This is a genomic window from Ruegeria sp. A4 (assembly GCF_056543025.1).
On record NZ_JBQGAW010000001.1, the window covers coordinates 1,595,359 to 1,611,203 of the forward strand.

Annotated in this window: 13 protein-coding genes; 9 read left to right on the plus strand and 4 right to left on the minus strand. The window is 60.7% G+C overall.

Annotated features, from left to right (window positions below; translation table 11 throughout):
- Positions 1–135: 135 nt before the first annotated feature.
- The gene (locus ACR0E2_RS07875) at positions 136–798 is read right to left on the minus strand and encodes a TetR/AcrR family transcriptional regulator (protein WP_480446010.1); all 663 of its coding nucleotides are present in this window, start codon (positions 796–798) and stop codon (positions 136–138) included.
- A gap of 65 nt (positions 799–863) precedes the next feature.
- On the opposite strand from ACR0E2_RS07875, the gene ACR0E2_RS07880 reads away from it, so the two are divergent.
- From ACR0E2_RS07880 to ACR0E2_RS07915, 8 genes are all read left to right on the plus strand, one after another.
- Positions 864–2,180 carry a flavin-containing monooxygenase gene (locus ACR0E2_RS07880; RefSeq protein ID WP_480446011.1) on the plus strand — a complete coding sequence of 439 codons (1,317 nt, stop codon included), beginning with the start codon at positions 864–866 and terminating at the stop codon, positions 2,178–2,180.
- Complete coding sequence (locus ACR0E2_RS07885) at positions 2,177–3,079, plus strand: bile acid:sodium symporter family protein (RefSeq protein WP_480446012.1); 903 nt, start codon at positions 2,177–2,179, stop codon at positions 3,077–3,079. The genes ACR0E2_RS07880 and ACR0E2_RS07885 overlap by 4 nt, the downstream gene beginning before the upstream one ends.
- Entirely contained in the window at positions 3,076–4,008 is a 933-nt protein-coding gene (locus ACR0E2_RS07890) for an SDR family oxidoreductase (RefSeq protein ID WP_480446013.1), read from the plus strand. The genes ACR0E2_RS07885 and ACR0E2_RS07890 overlap by 4 nt, the downstream gene beginning before the upstream one ends.
- Positions 4,005–4,769, plus strand: coding sequence for an SDR family NAD(P)-dependent oxidoreductase (locus ACR0E2_RS07895; protein WP_480446014.1), 765 nt, complete (start codon positions 4,005–4,007; stop codon positions 4,767–4,769). The genes ACR0E2_RS07890 and ACR0E2_RS07895 overlap by 4 nt, the downstream gene beginning before the upstream one ends.
- Before the next feature lie 78 nt (positions 4,770–4,847).
- The gene (locus ACR0E2_RS07900; RefSeq protein ID WP_480446015.1) at positions 4,848–7,316 is read left to right on the plus strand and encodes a heavy metal translocating P-type ATPase; all 2,469 of its coding nucleotides are present in this window, start codon (positions 4,848–4,850) and stop codon (positions 7,314–7,316) included.
- Complete coding sequence (cueR, locus tag ACR0E2_RS07905) at positions 7,313–7,702, plus strand: Cu(I)-responsive transcriptional regulator (protein ID WP_171118663.1); 390 nt, start codon at positions 7,313–7,315, stop codon at positions 7,700–7,702. Before ACR0E2_RS07900 ends, cueR begins: the two co-directional genes overlap by 4 nt.
- 100 nt (positions 7,703–7,802) lie before the next feature.
- Positions 7,803–8,675: an NAD(P)-dependent oxidoreductase gene (locus ACR0E2_RS07910; protein ID WP_171232840.1), complete on the plus strand. Its 873-nt coding sequence runs from the start codon at positions 7,803–7,805 to the stop codon at positions 8,673–8,675.
- Positions 8,676–8,777: 102 nt separating this feature from the next.
- Positions 8,778–11,843, plus strand: a complete 3,066-nt coding sequence (locus ACR0E2_RS07915) for an aminotransferase class III-fold pyridoxal phosphate-dependent enzyme (RefSeq protein ID WP_480446016.1) — start codon at positions 8,778–8,780, stop codon at positions 11,841–11,843.
- A gap of 124 nt (positions 11,844–11,967) precedes the next feature.
- Here ACR0E2_RS07915 and ACR0E2_RS07920 read toward each other — a convergent pair whose 3' ends face one another.
- Positions 11,968–12,369: a hypothetical protein gene (locus ACR0E2_RS07920; protein ID WP_480446017.1), complete on the minus strand. Its 402-nt coding sequence runs from the start codon at positions 12,367–12,369 to the stop codon at positions 11,968–11,970.
- Positions 12,366–12,533, minus strand: a complete 168-nt coding sequence (gene hemP, locus ACR0E2_RS07925; RefSeq protein ID WP_083445319.1) for a hemin uptake protein HemP — start codon at positions 12,531–12,533, stop codon at positions 12,366–12,368. The genes ACR0E2_RS07920 and hemP overlap by 4 nt, the downstream gene beginning before the upstream one ends.
- 206 nt (positions 12,534–12,739) lie before the next feature.
- On the opposite strand from hemP, the gene gph reads away from it, so the two are divergent.
- Complete coding sequence (gene gph / locus ACR0E2_RS07930) at positions 12,740–13,399, plus strand: phosphoglycolate phosphatase (protein ID WP_171118672.1); 660 nt, start codon at positions 12,740–12,742, stop codon at positions 13,397–13,399.
- A 754-nt stretch (positions 13,400–14,153) separates the two neighbouring features.
- Here the strand turns inward: gph and dld are convergent.
- Positions 14,154–15,833, minus strand: coding sequence for a D-lactate dehydrogenase (gene dld / locus ACR0E2_RS07935; RefSeq protein WP_480446018.1), 1,680 nt, complete (start codon positions 15,831–15,833; stop codon positions 14,154–14,156).
- Positions 15,834–15,845 lie beyond the last annotated feature (12 nt).

Below are 15,845 nucleotides of genomic sequence, written 5' to 3' on the forward strand. Positions count from 1 at the left end.
AATGACGCCGCAAAGAGCGCCGAAAAGGACACAATCATCTGGCCTGCGCCAATTGTCTAACTTTTGGAAACAGATACTTCGGATACAAGGCGCCATCTGAACGATTGAACACGCAACCGGGCGCCGAGTGAGGGCTCATTTGCGACCGGATCGGACCATTGCTTCGATACCGGCGGCGCAAAAGTCCACCAGACGGTCCATGCCTGATACGTCACCGCCCTGCGACAGGGCTTTGACCCGCCATCCACTGTTGAGATGGGCCAGCATCGCCGAGACCGAATAAACCTGGCCACTTGCCAAAACCGCAGGATCGACATCCGGGTAAAGCGTGGCGATCTCGGTGATGAACAGCTGGGCGGTAGGGTCGAAACACTCCGCTGCGATATCGCGCCACCTGGGGTCAACCGATACGTGGGCCACCAACCGCCCATATGCCATCCACCCGGGCCCACCCGTTTCTGCCAGGTCCACATAGGGTCGGATAAAGCTGTCCAGAATGCTGTGAAGCGTCAGCGGAGCGGCGGCCTTGGCCCTGTTCAACGCGTCGATCCGAAGCTGCGCCAGCGCGTCCGCGCGCCGCGCCACGGTTTTGTAAAACAACTCCTCCTTGCCACCACCATGATGGTGCACAAGACCAATCTGAACCCCCGCCAAGGCCGCGATATCCCGGATCGACGCACCCTCGAATCCCCGTTCGGCAAAGACGGTTTCAGCCGCATCCATGATCCGCGCCTTGGTTTCAAGCGATCGCTTGGACGGTGCTCTTTGCCTTGGTTTTTCTATGTTTTTTGGACTCATGAATTTCATCTTGCCTTATTTTGGTCGTTCGTTCAAGTTAAGCATCGCGAACGTCGGGAGGGTTCATGACACAGACACGCAACGCATTCGCCCTGATCGGGGCGGGGCCGATGGGTTTGGCCGCAGCCAAGGTGCTCAAGGAACAGGGCATCGCCTTTCAGGGGTTCGAATTGCATTCGGATGTGGGCGGTCTGTGGGATATCGATGCCCCCAGATCAACCATGTATGAATCGGCGCATCTGATCTCTTCCAAACGCATGACCGAGTTCGAGGATTTCCCGATGGACGAGGCGGTGGCCGAGTACCCCTCGCACCGGGCGATGCGCGACTATTTCCGGGCCTTTGCCGATCGTTTCGGCCTGCGCAAGAGTTACAATTTCAATGCAGAAGTCACCCGGATCACTCCGCTGGGCAAATCCGGCGACGGTTGGCGTGTTGCATGGCGGGACGCCGAAGGTGAGCATCAGGCTGAATTCGCAGGGGTTCTGATTGCAAACGGCACCCTGTCGGAACCGAATATGCCCAGCTTTCCCGGCACGTTTGACGGCGAGTTGATCCACGCCTCGCAATACCGGTACCCCAGTCAGTTCGACGGCAAGCACGTGTTGGTCGTGGGCGCGGGCAATTCCGGCTGTGACATTGCGGTTGACGCAATCCATCACGCAGAACGCTGCGATCTGTCCATGCGCCGCGGCTATTACTTCGTGCCCAAATACGTTTTCGGCAAACCGGCCGACACGATGGGCGGCAAGATCCGCCTGCCCATGTGGCTGAAGCGCAAGGTGGACGGCCTGATCCTCAGCTGGTTTGTCGGTGATCCGCAGAAATACGGTTTTCTCAAGCCCGATTACCAGCTTTACGAAAGCCATCCGGTGGTGAATTCGCTGGTCCTGTATCACGCGGGCCATGGCGATCTGCGCATTCGTCCCGATATCGACCGGCTGGAGGGTCACACTGTTCATTTCAAGGATGGCTCCAGCGAAGACTACGACATGATCCTCGCGGCAACCGGATACAAGCTGCACTATCCGTTCATCGACCGGGCCCTGCTGAACTGGCAGGGCGATGCCCCACATCTGTACCTGAACGCGATGCACCCCGAACGGGACGATCTTTTTGTGCTGGGCATGGTCGAGGCCACGGGTCTGGGCTGGCAGGGCAGGCACGAGCAGGCCGAAATGGTGGCGCGCTATATCAAAGGTCTTCAAAAGGGCTGCTCGGTGGCGGCCGATCTGAAATCCGAAAAGCAAAAAGACTATACGCGCGCCACCGGAGGCATGAGCTATATCGATCTGCCGCGAATGGCTTACTACGTGGACAAGGCCACCTACAGAAAGGCTGTCACCGGGTGGAACGAACGGCTGCGGAAAGCCGCCGTATGAGTGGTATCGACGAAATTACGCTGAATTTCAGCCCGGCCTCTCTGACGTTGTTGAATGCGATACTGGCGATTGTGATGTTCTCGATTGCGATCGATCTGACACCAAGGGATTTTGATCGCCTCAGACGCGCGCCGAAGCCAGTGATCGTGGGGCTGGTATCCCAATTCCTGGTCCTGCCGGCGCTGACTTTTGCGCTTGTGTGGGTGACGGCCCCGCGACCGTCAATTGCGCTTGGGCTGATCCTTGTCGCAGCCTGTCCGGGGGGCAATATCTCGAACTTCATTACGCACCGCGCCGGTGGCAATGCGGCGCTGTCGGTGTCGATGACCGCCTTTGCCACCATTGGCGCGATTTTCATGACGCCCTTCAACATTGCGCTTTGGGGCGGGCTGTATCCGCCGACACGCGCGATCCTGCAACAGACCCAGATTGACCCGGTGCAAATCGCAATCCTTGTCGGGTTGATGCTGATCCTGCCTCTGGTCCTGGGCATTGCTCTGAACCAGCGCCGCCCGGCCCTGACCGCACGGTTGCGTGCGCCGCTGCAATACCTGTCGATGGGTATTTTTGCGGCTTTCATCTTACTTGCCCTGGGCGCGAACTGGGGGTTCTTCCTCAGCTTTGCCGGGGCTGTTGCCGGGCTTGTGATCGTTCACAACGCCCTGGCGCTGGGGGGCGGTTGGGTTGTGGCCACTCTGACCCGGCTGTCCCCTTTCGATCGCCGCGCCATCACCATCGAAACCGGCATTCAGAATTCCGGCCTTGGGCTGGTGCTGATCTTTGCCTTTTTCCACGGGCTGGGCGGCATGGCCGTCGTGGCCGCGTTCTGGGGCATCTGGCACGCGATCTCTGGGATTGCCCTGGCGTCGGTCATGGCCCGAACCGAGGCCGCGCGATGAGCCGTATCCTGATCACGGGCGCCGCCGGTATGGTCGGGCAGGCACTGTTGCCCGAACTCAAGGGGCACGATGTTTTTGCAACGGATATCAAACGCCCCGACAGCGTGCCGGAAAACGTCCACTATCTGCCCATGGATGTGACGACCGACGCGCCCGCTCGCGTGATTTCCAACGTGAAGCCTGACGTCATTGTGCATCTGGCCTCCATCGTGACGCCACCGCCCAAAATGGAACGGGCGGCGGCATATGCGGTTGATGTCGAGGGCACCCGCAAGGTGGTGAACGCGGCCCTTGCCAACGGAGTACGAAGATTGGTGGTCACATCCTCGGGTGCGGCCTATGGCTATCACCCGGACAACCCCGTACCCCTGCGCGAGGATGATCCGCTGCGTGGCAACCCCGAGTTCCCGTATTCCGATCACAAAAGGCAGGTCGAAGAGATGCTGGCCGAGGTTCGCAAAACCGCTCCCGATCTGGAACAGGTCGTGCTGCGCGTGGGCACGGTTCTGGGGGCCGGGTCCGAAAACCAGATCACCGCCCTGTTTCACAAACCCCGCCTGCTGGCCGTGGTCGGCAGCGAAAGCCCGTTTGTGTTCATTTGGACGCATGATCTGGCACGCATCCTGAAGCGCGCGGCAACCGACGGGCCGGTTGGCGTTTACAACGTCGCCGGGGACGGCGCGATGGGCGTGACCGATCTGGCCCGCGCCATGGGGAAACCGGTTCTGCGCCTGCCCGCTTGGGCGCTGAAATCGGCTTTGGCCGCTGCGCGTCCGCTGGGTCTGTCCCGTTATGGGCCGGAACAGGTGCGATTTCTGCAATATCGACCGGTTCTGGACAACACCGCCCTGAAATCCGACTTTGGGTACACTCCGGAAAAAACCAGCGCCCAGGTATTCGCGCTCTGGCAAAAGCAGGCGGGGCTATGAAGACGGCTGTCATATCCGGCGGGGCGGGCGGTTTGGGGCGGGCCCTCAGCCATGCTCTGCAAAGTCGCGGGTGGCGGGTGGTGCTGCTGGATCTCGATGTATCAGGTCTGGACACCGGGCCGAACCAGTTGCCTGTTGGCTGCGATCTGACGGATCCCGACCAGCTTGCCAGGGCAACTCAAAAGGTCATCGCGACCAGCGACAGTATCGATCTGGTCATCTACAACGCCGGTGTCACGCAAATCCGGGGCTTTGAAATGTCCGACGCGGCCAGTCACCGAACTCTGTTTGACATCAACTATTTTGCGGCCGTTGAAATGGCCCGCGCGTTCTTGCACCCGGTTCGGACGTCAAAGGGGACACATCTGGCCATCTCATCGGTGGCCGGGTTTGCACCGCTTTATCATCGGACGGCCTATGCTGCCTCGAAACACGCGCTGGAGGGGTTCTTCAAATCGCTGCGCTCGGAAGAAGCCCCTCATGGCGTTGAGGTTCTGATCGCTGCGCCGTCCTTTGTGGCCACCAACCCCGGCAACGCACAAGAGCAGGCGGATGGCACAGCGCGGCCCGGATCGGCGAAGGACGGGATGGACGAGATGAGCCCCGAGGCCGCCGCCGAAACGATCCTGCGCGGGTTGGACAAATCGCAGCCCATGATCCCGGTTGGCCGCGTGGCGCGCCTGTCCTGGTGGCTCAACCGTCTGTCACCGCGCCTCTATCAGCGCATGATGGAACGAAACATGCGCGGCTCGGGGTATTAAAAAACTGCCCCAGGCCCTTGACCTTCCCGTCACTGGAACCCCCATCTGGTGAGCAAGGAAACTGCATGGGCGAGTCGCATGGCGCAAAAAGCACTGACAGAGCTGAAAATCACGGGCATGGGATGCGCATCCTGCGTGGGACGCGTTGAAGAGGCGCTGCGTGATGTGCCCGGGGTTGAAACGGCCTCGGTCAACTTTGCAACCAAGTCCGCACAGGTGGCTTTTGACGGGCCGGTTTTGGCGCTGACCAAGGCATTGGACGCGGCAGGGTATCCGGCCGAAACCAGCCGGGCGGATCTGATCATTGAAGGTATGAACTGCGCCTCGTGCGTGGCCAAGATCGAGCGCGCGCTGACGGCCAGCCCCGGTGTGATCGAAGCGCAGGTCAATCTGGCGACACAAACTGCCGCGGTGACTTACGCTGCGGGGACAACGACGCCTCAGGCGCTGGCACAGGTGGTCACCGACACCGGATACCCGGCGCGGCCTCAAGCCGCTTCGACACCCGAAGACCGCGCAGACACTGAAACAGCAGGCCTGACCCGGGCCACTTTGCTGGCGGCCGCTCTTGCCCTGCCCGTGTTCATTCTTGAGATGGGCGGGCACATGATCCCCGCCTTCCACCATTGGGTACACGCCACCATCGGCACGCAGACCAGCCAGTTGATTCAGTTCGCCCTGACAACGGCCCTGTTGCTGGGACCCGGTCGCGTGTTCTATCGCAAGGGCATCCCGTCGTTGCTGAGGGGCACGCCGGATATGAACGCGCTGGTCGCGCTGGGAACCGGTGCGGCCTATCTGTATTCGGTCGTGGCCACATTCGCCCCCGGCGCATTACCGATGGGAACTGCCAACGTCTATTACGAAGCGGCGGCTGTGATTGTCGTTCTGATCCTTCTGGGCCGGCTGATGGAGGCGCGCGCCAAGGGAAAAACCGGGGCCGCGATCCGTAAACTGGCGGGCCTTCAGCCCAAAAGCGCGCGGGTCGAAATCGATGGCCGGATAGAAGACCGCCCTATCGCCGAGATTGCGGTGGGCGACATCCTGCACATCCGCCCGGGCGAACGTGTGCCGGTGGATGCCGAAGTGCTCGAGGGCACCTCTTACGTCGATGAAAGCATGATCACGGGCGAGCCGATACCCGTTGGAAAATCAGCTGGCGCGGCTGTTGTCGGAGGCACCGTGAATGGCACCGGCGCCTTGCGGGTTCGGGCGACGCGCGTGGGAGGCGACACGGTGCTGGCCCAGGTCGTTCGCATGGTGCAGCAGGCGCAGGGGGCAAAGCTGCCGATCCAGGGCCTGGTCGATCGGATCACATATCGCTTTGTCCCGGCGGTCATCCTGGTCGCCGTGATCACCGTCGCGGCCTGGCTGATCTTCGGCCCAAGCCCCGCCCTGCCGCTGGCGCTTGTTGCCGGGGTTTCCGTGCTGATCATAGCCTGCCCCTGCGCCATGGGTCTGGCCACTCCGACCTCGATCATGGTCGGCACCGGGCGCGCGGCCGAACTGGGGGTGCTGTTCCGCAAGGGCGATGCCTTGCAGCAGCTTCAGCAGGCACGCATCATCGCGCTGGACAAGACCGGGACCCTGACACTGGGCCGTCCGGAACTGGACAATGTTCTGACGGCGTCCGGGTTTGACAGGGATGAGGTCGTGCGGCTGGCCGCCGCCCTCGAGGCGCGGTCGGAGCACCCGATAGCTTCGGCGATCACCCGGGCCGGGCCTGCGACGCTGCCACAGGCGACGGACGTCCTGTCGCTTACCGGGCTTGGCATGCAGGGGCTGGTTGAAGGCCGGAACGTGTTGATCGGGTCGCACCGGCTTATGCAACAACGCGGGATCGACCTTGGCCCCCTGGCAAGCGAGGCAGAGGCCCGCGCCGCCGAAGGGGCTACACCATTGTTCGTCGCATTGGATGGGCAGGCCGCAGCCACGTTGTCTGTGTCCGACCCGGTCAAACCCGGCACGGAAGAGGCGCTGGAGCGGCTCCACCAAATGGGTCTGACCGTGGCCATGGTCACCGGAGACAACGCGCGCACCGCGCAGGCCTTGGCTGATCGGCTGGGGATTGATCACGTCACCGCCGAAGTGCTGCCCGACGGCAAGGTGGATGCGATCACCGCCTTGCGGGACCAGTTCGGAACGCTGGCTTTCGTCGGCGACGGCATAAATGACGCCCCGGCGCTGGCAACGGCTGACATCGGCATCGCCATCGGAACGGGCACCGATGTGGCCATCGAAACCGCTGATGTCGTTCTGATGTCCGGCGATCTGCGCGGGGTAGCAAATGCAACCGAGATCAGCCGCAGAACGATGCGGAACATTCGCCAGAACCTGGGATGGGCATTCGGTTACAATGTCCTGCTGATCCCGGTCGCCGCTGGTGCGCTGTACCCGTTCGGAGGCCATCTGTTGTCTCCGGCGCTGGCCGCGGGTGCGATGGCGCTTTCGAGCGTCTTTGTCGTCTCGAACGCGCTGCGTCTGCGTCGCGTTCAAGCCAGCGTGCCGGAAACCCCGATCCAGCCTGCCAAGGAGGTGCCCGCATGAATATCGGAGATGTGTCCGCCCGCACCGGCCTGCCTGCAAAGACGATCCGGTACTATGAAGACATCGATCTGATCAAACCGCTGCGCGACGACAACGGCTATCGCCGATTTCGCGATCAGGATGTGCACAAGCTGAACTTTCTGGGCCGTGCCCGGGCTCTGGGATTCACCATCGGGGATTGCCGGACATTGCTGGCGCTTTACGAGGATGAAACCCGCGCCAGTGCAGATGTGAAACAGGTCGCGCGGGACCATCTGGCGCAGATCGAAGCCAAGATCGCCGACCTGAACGCGATGCGCGAGACGCTGAGCCACCTGATCGACGCCTGCGCCGGGGATGACAGGCCGGATTGCCCGATCCTGCAGGATCTGGGCGGGAAGGGCTGACTTGGGGTTGCCCTTTGGGCGCAGCTTTGCTTTGTCTTCGCAAACATTTCGGCCAGGCACGCACCGCTGAAGCCGACCGAACAGCGGAGAGGATCACAAAATGGCAAAAGTCGCGTTCCTTGGCTTGGGCGTCATGGGCTATCCCATGGCTGGGCATCTTCACGCCGCAGGTCATGACGTCACCGTCTACAACCGCACAGCTGCCAAGGCCGAAGCCTGGGTAAAGCAGCATGGCGGATCGATGGCGGCCACCCCGAAAGACGCGGCGGAAGGCGCCGAATTTGTGATGGCCTGCGTCGGCAATGACGACGATCTGTGCATGGTTTGCACGGGCGAGGACGGCGCATTTCGCGGCATGTCCAACGGGGCTGTTTTCGTCGACCACACCACGGTTTCTGCAAAAGTCACACGGGAATTGTACGCTGCCGGCCAATCACAGGGTATCGCCTTCGTGGACGCGCCGATCTCGGGCGGCCAGGCAGGCGCCGAAAACGGTGTTCTGTCAATCATGTGCGGCGGAGATCAGGCGGCGTATGATGCGGCTGAACCGGTGATGCAGGTCTATGCTAAGATCTGCCGCCGGATCGGGGACAGCGGCGCGGGCCAGATGACCAAGATGTGCAACCAGATCGCCATCGCAGGGTTGGTTCAGGGCCTGAGCGAAGCATTGCACTTCGCCGAGAAGGCCGGGCTGGACGGAAGGGCCGTGGTCGAGGTGATCAGCCAGGGCGCGGCGGGCAGTTGGCAGATGGCAAACCGGTATGAGACCATGCTGGATGATCAGTTCGAACATGGCTTTGCCGTCGACTGGATGCGCAAGGATCTGGGTATCTGTCTGGATACCGCCAATGAAACCGGTGCGTCCCTGCCCGTCACCGCTCTGGTCGATCAGTTTTACAAGGATGTTCAGAAACTGGGTGGTGGCCGCTGGGACACCTCGTCGTTGATCAAGCGCCTGCGGGCCATGGGGTAACGCGGGGGGCTGTCTGCCCCCATCGCGCCAAGGCGCGATTCCCCCCGGGGATATTTTTGGCCAGATGAAGAGGGCTCCGGCGCGATCGGAGCGGAGACGGGAATGGACGATTTGAGTGCTTTTTGGACGGCCGCGCTGCGGCAGCTCTGGGGGCTGGACGCCCGTTTGACGCGGTTGGATGGTGAGTATGATCTGAACTTTCGGGTGCACGCCACCAATGGTCAGGATTATGTGCTGAAGGCAATGCGGGCCGGATGCGATGCGGATCTGGTTGATCTGCAAATCAAGGCGCTGGCACATATCGCTTCTGAGGCACCGGGGCTGCCGTTTCCCAAGGTGTTCCCTGATCTGACCGGCGCAATGCTGCCCGAGATTGCCGATTCTGAAGGACAGCGCAGGCTGGTTTGGCTGTTGGAGTGCCTGCCGGGCCAATGTTACGCGAAGGCCGCTCCAAAATCCGAAGAGCTGATCCTGAAACTGGGGCGCGTATTGGGGGCAACCGACCGGGCCCTGGAAGGGTTTGAGCATGAAGGGTTGCACCGGGCCGATTTCAAATGGGACCTGATGCAGGCGGGCTGGATTGCTGACAAGTTAAACGCGATCTCTGACCCCGCGCGGCGGACGCTGCTGACGGAAATCTGTGAGGGGTTCGCTGCAATCGCGGATGTCCTTGCGGATCTGCCGAAACACGCCATCCACAATGACGCCAATGACTACAACATTCTGGTCGAAGGAGAACTGAGCGAGCGGCGGCGGATCTCGGGCCTGATCGATCTGGGCGACATGTGCGCCGCGCCGCGCATCTGCGATCTGGCGATTGCCGGCGCGTATGTCGTGCTGGATCACCCCAAGCCGGAACGGGCGCTGGCTGCATTGGTAAAGGGCTATCACGCGGCCAACCGGCTGCGGGCGGATGAGGTTGACCTGATCTGGCCGTTGCTGAAGATGCGGCTTGCCGTGTCGGTCGTCAACTCGACCCTGATGGCGGCCGAGAATCCGGATGATCCCTATGTGACGATCTCTCAGGCGCCTGCTTGGCGGTTCCTTGAGAACACGTCAGTCAATGGCGGGCTGATGTCGGCCCGGTTGCGGGCGGCTTGCGGCTTGCCCGTGGTTGATGGGGCTGAACGCATCCACACCTATCTTCAGGAACACCGGGGACATTTTGCCGACATGTTCGGCCAGGACCTGGGCGATGTGCCCATGGGCTCGCTTTCGGTCGAAAACTGCGTCTGGCCCCAAGACCCATTCCACATGCCTTTGGCCGAGGCCGCGCGAGTTGGCGAGGAATACGGGCAGGACCTGTGGCTGGGTTACTATAACGAGCCCCGCCTGATCTATGCCGAGCCGGGGTTCCGCAAGGGCCCCTGGAAAGCCTCGGACAGGCGGACGGTTCATCTGGCCGTGGATGTGTTCGCGCCTGCCGAGACGGTTCTGCATGCACCGATGAGCGGGCGGGTCGAAGTGGTCGAAAACCGCGACCAGCACCTTGATTACGGCGGGGTGATCATCCTGCATCACGAAACGCCCGAAGGCGACCCGTTCTATACGCTCTATGGCCATCTGGATCCGGAATGCTGTGATCGGCTGAAACCCGGCGACCCGGTGGCACAGGGGGCCGCGTTTGCGCGGTTGGGCGATGCCGGCCAGAATGGCGGATGGGCCCCGCATGTGCATTTCCAGCTGGCCTTGACCACCGATGGCATGGAAGCGGACTGGCCCGGTGTCGGAGACCCGGACGAACTGGAGCTGTGGCACGCGGTGTGCCCGAACCCGGCGGCGTTGCTGAACCTGCCGGATGACAAGGTGTTCTATCACCCCACTGACAAAGCGGACATCCTGCACAAACGGCGGGCGCATTTCGGGGGCAACCTGTCCCTGACCTATGACGATCCGGTCATGCTGGTGCGCGGCTGGAAGCATCACCTGTTCGACGAATGGGGACGCCCCTATCTGGATGCCTACAACAACGTCCCGCATGTGGGCCATGCCCATCCGCGCATTCAGGCCGTGGCTGCGGACCAGTTGAAGCAGATGAACTCGAACACCCGCTATCTGCATCCGGCACAGGTGGAATTTGCCGACAAGATCCTGTCGAAGATGCCGGATTACCTACAGGTCTGCTTCTTCGTCAATTCGGGAACCGAGGCAAACGAACTGGCCCTGCGGCTGGCCCGCGCCCATACCGGCGCGAAGGGGATCGTGACGCCGGATCACGGCTATCACGGGAACACGAACGCTGCGGTGGCGATCTCGGCTTACAAATTCAACAAACCGGGCGGCATCGGGAAAGCCGACTGGGTTGAACTGGTCGAGGTTGCCGATGACTATCGCGGGTCATTCAGGCGTGACGATGCGGACCGGGCACAAAAATTTGCTGATCTTGTCGATCCGGCGATTGCCGCCCTTCGGGATCGGGGACAGGGCGTGGCCGGTTTCATCGCGGAAACCTTCCCGTCCGTCGGCGGACAGATCATTCCGCCCAAGGGCTATCTGCCTGCGGTTTACGAAAAAATACGTGCTGCGGGGGGTGTTTGCATCGCCGATGAGGTGCAGACAGGTCTGGGACGGTTGGGTGAGTATTACTTTGGCTTCGAACACCAGGGCGCGGTTCCCGATATCGTGGTGATGGGCAAGCCAATCGGAAACGGGCACCCGCTGGGCGTGCTGGTGACAACCCGCGAGATCGCGGACAGCTTCAACAACGGGATCGAGTTCTTTTCGACCTTTGGCGGTTCAACCCTGTCCTGCCGGATCGGCAAAGAGGTGCTGGATATCGTCGATGACGAAGGGTTGCAGGACAATGCCCGCCGGATGGGGGATCGTCTGATGGCGGGGCTGCGCCAGATCGAAGCCGACTTTGGTTGCGTTGGCGACGTGCGGGGTATGGGGCTGTTTCTTGGCGTGGAACTGATCAACCCCGATGGAAGCGAAGGCACCGAGATTTGCAGATATGTCAAAAACCGGATGCGCGATCATCGCATCCTGATCGGCAGCGAAGGGCCCAAGGACAACATCCTGAAAATCCGCCCGCCCCTGACCATCGAGGCCGAGGATGTTGACATGATCCTGTGGGCGCTGCGGGATGTGTTGTCCGAGGTGGGCGACTTTACCCCTGCCCCTGTTTGCGATCATGACCATCACCATGCCGGATGCGGGTGCTGCTGAACGAAAAAACCCCGGCGCATCGCCGGGGTTCAACCGTTTCACACACAGGGTCAGTGGAGCACGGCCGAGGGGGTCTGGTGGCCGGTGGTCGGCATTTTGAAACCTGCGGTCATACGTCTGAGAGTCAGCCCCAGTTCTTCCGACAGGGATGCCAGCGCGGGGCAAAATCCGGACGTACGATCAAAGACGCCAGCATCATCGCATCTTCACGCGCCCCTTCGGACGCTGCCGCGATCATCTGTGCAAAGCAATTCTCATCCGCGCCAAGGCACGCACATCCAAGACCATGCCGGATCAGGGGGCGGCGGCCATGGGTGGCGCATAGCGAGCACAAGCGATCCAAAGTCAGCATTGCCGCACGCCCGCAATCCGCGCCCAGCGCGACTTGGAAATCGCTTGCAGCGTCGGCACGACCGCCCTCGCCTTCGCTCCACATCCGCAGGTACATCACGGCACCCGCTTCGATGGGATCGAGATCGGCAAGGCGGCCAACCGCTGCGCCGCCGCGCTTTAAAGGCGCGCTCATTTCGTCAGGATCAGTTTGCCTGCACGGGTGATGCGCAGGGTATAGAGTTGATCGCCAAGTTCTATATGGGCCAGGTTGCCGCCCTTGGTCAGATCCTCGGCCTTGTGCGCGGGAAGCATCGAGACAGCGTAACCTTGGGTTGGGGTCGGGTTCTGTACGTTCATCGGGACATCTCCAGAGCGTTTCGGCATGGTGCCATATCTATCGCGTTTCAATTGATTTGGCTGACCCCGAAAGGGCTGGCTTTCTGTTCCTGTCGCTTAATCTGATTATTTTAGTAAGGATTGTCAAGCATCGTTTTGAAACAGACGATTGCCCCCCGGTACAGGGCGGGTTAGGTCTTGGGTCGGGCGATGAAGGGCAAGCAAACATGACCGCAGCAGTTGTATTCGATCTTGACGGAACGCTGGTGGACAGCCTGGGCGATCTGGCGGCGGCGGCCAACCGCACGCTGAACGACGTTGGGCATGATCCATTGGCGACGGATATCATCAAAGGATTCGTTGGCAACGGTTTACCCAAGCTGGTCGAACGCATGATCCGGCATTGCGAGCTGCCGCTGGATCGCCACGCGGAACTGACCCAACTGACCCTCAAACACTACAATTCCGCGGCCAGCGAAACGACTGTTCCCTACCCCGGCATCCCAGAGGCATTGGCCAAATTGCAGCAAATGGGATGCGTTCTGGGCGTCTGCACCAACAAACCCGAAACACCGGCGCGGCATGTGCTGGAAGCACTGAACCTGTCCAGGTATTTCGACGCGGTTCTGGGTGGCGACAGCCTTTCGACGCGAAAACCGGACCCCAACCATCTGTTCGCAAGCTTCGATGCGCTTAGGGCGTCCGGCCCGCGTCTGTTCGTCGGCGACAGCGAAGTTGACGCGGAAACGGCTGCGCGTGCGAAGATCCCGTTTTTGCTGTTTACAGAAGGATACCGCAAAACACCGGTCGCCGAAATTCCACACACCGTGGCCTATGGCGCATCACAAGATTTGCCCGCCCTCGTCGCCGAATTGATCAAAAGCTGACGCCGGGCGCAAAGATCATCGCGCCCTTCGACGCCCGTAACGATCAGCATGGCCACTGACCCCGACTGCCATGCCCCCCAAAAGTTAAGAGGGGCCGGCCGAGGGGGTGTGGCCAGCCCCTCATCGGGGAAAGTTAATACCGTGTGTGTTTGTGTGGTAAGTACGGTAAGTTACGTTTACCCCTGTTTGTTGCGGCGCGAAATTGGGGGTTTCCCGTAGTTCCCCAAAAAACGCGATAAATAAGGGATAAATGGCGTTTTTCCGGCCCCGGTCATCTGCAAGTTTTCGCATGCAAGACGGGCTTCTGGCCCGCAGCTTCGCAGGGATGATCTGCAAGCCGATTGCAAGCCAAGGGTAACCCTAGGAAAACCTGTCAGAAATCACGCGACCCTGAAATTACCTGAACAGAACGGTGCTCGGTCAATTGACCGCATGAACCCGCCGGTTCAAATCCCGGACAGCCTGACAAATGCGTGTTTGTGATACTCAAAACCAAACGATCTGCGCCAAACGCGGCTGAATTCCGCGCCTCAACGCGAGATTCCTTGCCGACTCCGTCGACCCCGACTGCGCTTTCCGAATCTTCCCTACACCTGGCACGCGACGTTCAATCGGTTCTAGCAGCCTTCTGCGCGGCAGATGCGTGCGGGGTTGCGCTCAGGATATCAGGCTGTCGGGCACCAACACCCTGTTCATCACAACCCGACGAATCTGTCGGCCGTTTTCACAGCACCCTGCCGCGCAGGAAAACCGGCTATTGGTAATTCTTCGCCTTGGACATTTTGCCGATACCCGGATTGAACGCGTTGGTCGGGTCACAGCATTTGTAATGTGCCGCCAGGTCCGGCTTGGCCTTGTAAAGGTGCCCCACGTTATGTTCAGCAGGGTATTCCGCGCCGCGTTCGTCAAACAGTTTCAACATTGCGGCCTTCAGAGCTTTTGGGTCAGCCCCTTTTTTGACTATGTAGTCCTGATGCATCACGTGGCACATGAAGTGCCCGTAATAGAGTTTGTGAACCAACTGGTCTTCGATCTCAGGCGGCAGCTTCTCTAGCCAGTCCTGGTCGTTGCGGCGCAGTGCGACGTCAAGTGCAATGATATCTTCGACGTCGTCCGAATGGATCGCCATGTAACGCACCGCCGCGCCTGCCGCCGCAAAACGATGAAGGCCCGCGATCCTTGCCTCTCGCGCATCACATTCGAAAAATCCGCCATCCCGGCCACTCAGAAATCGCGGCAACCACGCAGCAGCCTCGGACACACCGTCATCCTTCATTTTCAGGATCAAGTGATGTTCGAACTTGTCGCGAAAATCCGTCATCCGTTTGGGCAGGACACGGGGCCACAAAGCTATTGCTGCCTGCATGAAACGATCAGTGAAATTTCGCAAAAACGGAATGCGCCGCAGGCGTGCATCCACGGCGCCTTTCATCGCAAAGAACATTGGCAGACGGTCCGTGCCAAGCTTGTCGATCATCACGACCGTGTCCTTGCCATAGCGTGCTGCAATATCGAACGCTTCGCGATGCATGTATTCGGCCGAAACCGGCAGCGATTTGAACTCTGACAATATGTGGCGCCGCAGGTCCGCCAGATCGTCGGGATTGTTGGTGCCCACATAGAACACCTTCTCGACTTCGTTCTTGGGAAAGGTGTCAAGGCGCACGGCAAAAACGGCCAGCTTCCCGGCCGAGCCCGAAGATTCGAAAAGCTTGGCCTTGTCCGCATTGAACCGCGCAGGCGTTTCCGCATTCACATCCCGCACGATCTGTGCGTAGTCGCTGGCCGATGCACGTTTGTTGGTTGCCCCGGGATTGCGTTCGAACCTGCCTGCATCGAGGTTTGCAAGGATCTCTTCCGGCGTGCTGCCCAGATCGATGCCCAGATGGTTGACCAGTTCCAATTCACCCTGTTCGGTGATTTGCGCATAGACGGAAAGTTCCGTGTAAACCGGACCGCGCTCTACCAGAGAACCGCCGGAATTGTTGCATACCCCACCCACGATCGACGCGCCGATGCAGGACGAACCGATCACCGAATGCGGCTCGCGTCCGAACGGGGCCAACAGTTTTTCCAACGCAAAAAGCGTGGCGCCCGGAAAGCTGACGATCTGCTCTGCGTCGTTCAAGGGCACCAGAGTATCCATCCGGCGCGTGTTGATCAGAACTACGTCACGGTCATAGGTGCCGGACGGCGTAGACCCTTCGGTCAGGCCAGTATTGGCCGCCTGCATGATGACGATCTTGTCGGCTGCAACGCAGGCTTGCAGGATCTTCCATTGCTCCAGCAGGGTCCCCGGCTGAACGACGCACAGCGCCTCACCCTCACCCGAGCGGAAACCGCGCCGAAAGCGCTCTGTCGCGCGCTCTCCAAGCAGCACGTGACGCGTACCGACGATAGAGCGGAAATGTTTGATCAACGCGTCATTGGTCATATCGGCCCCCGT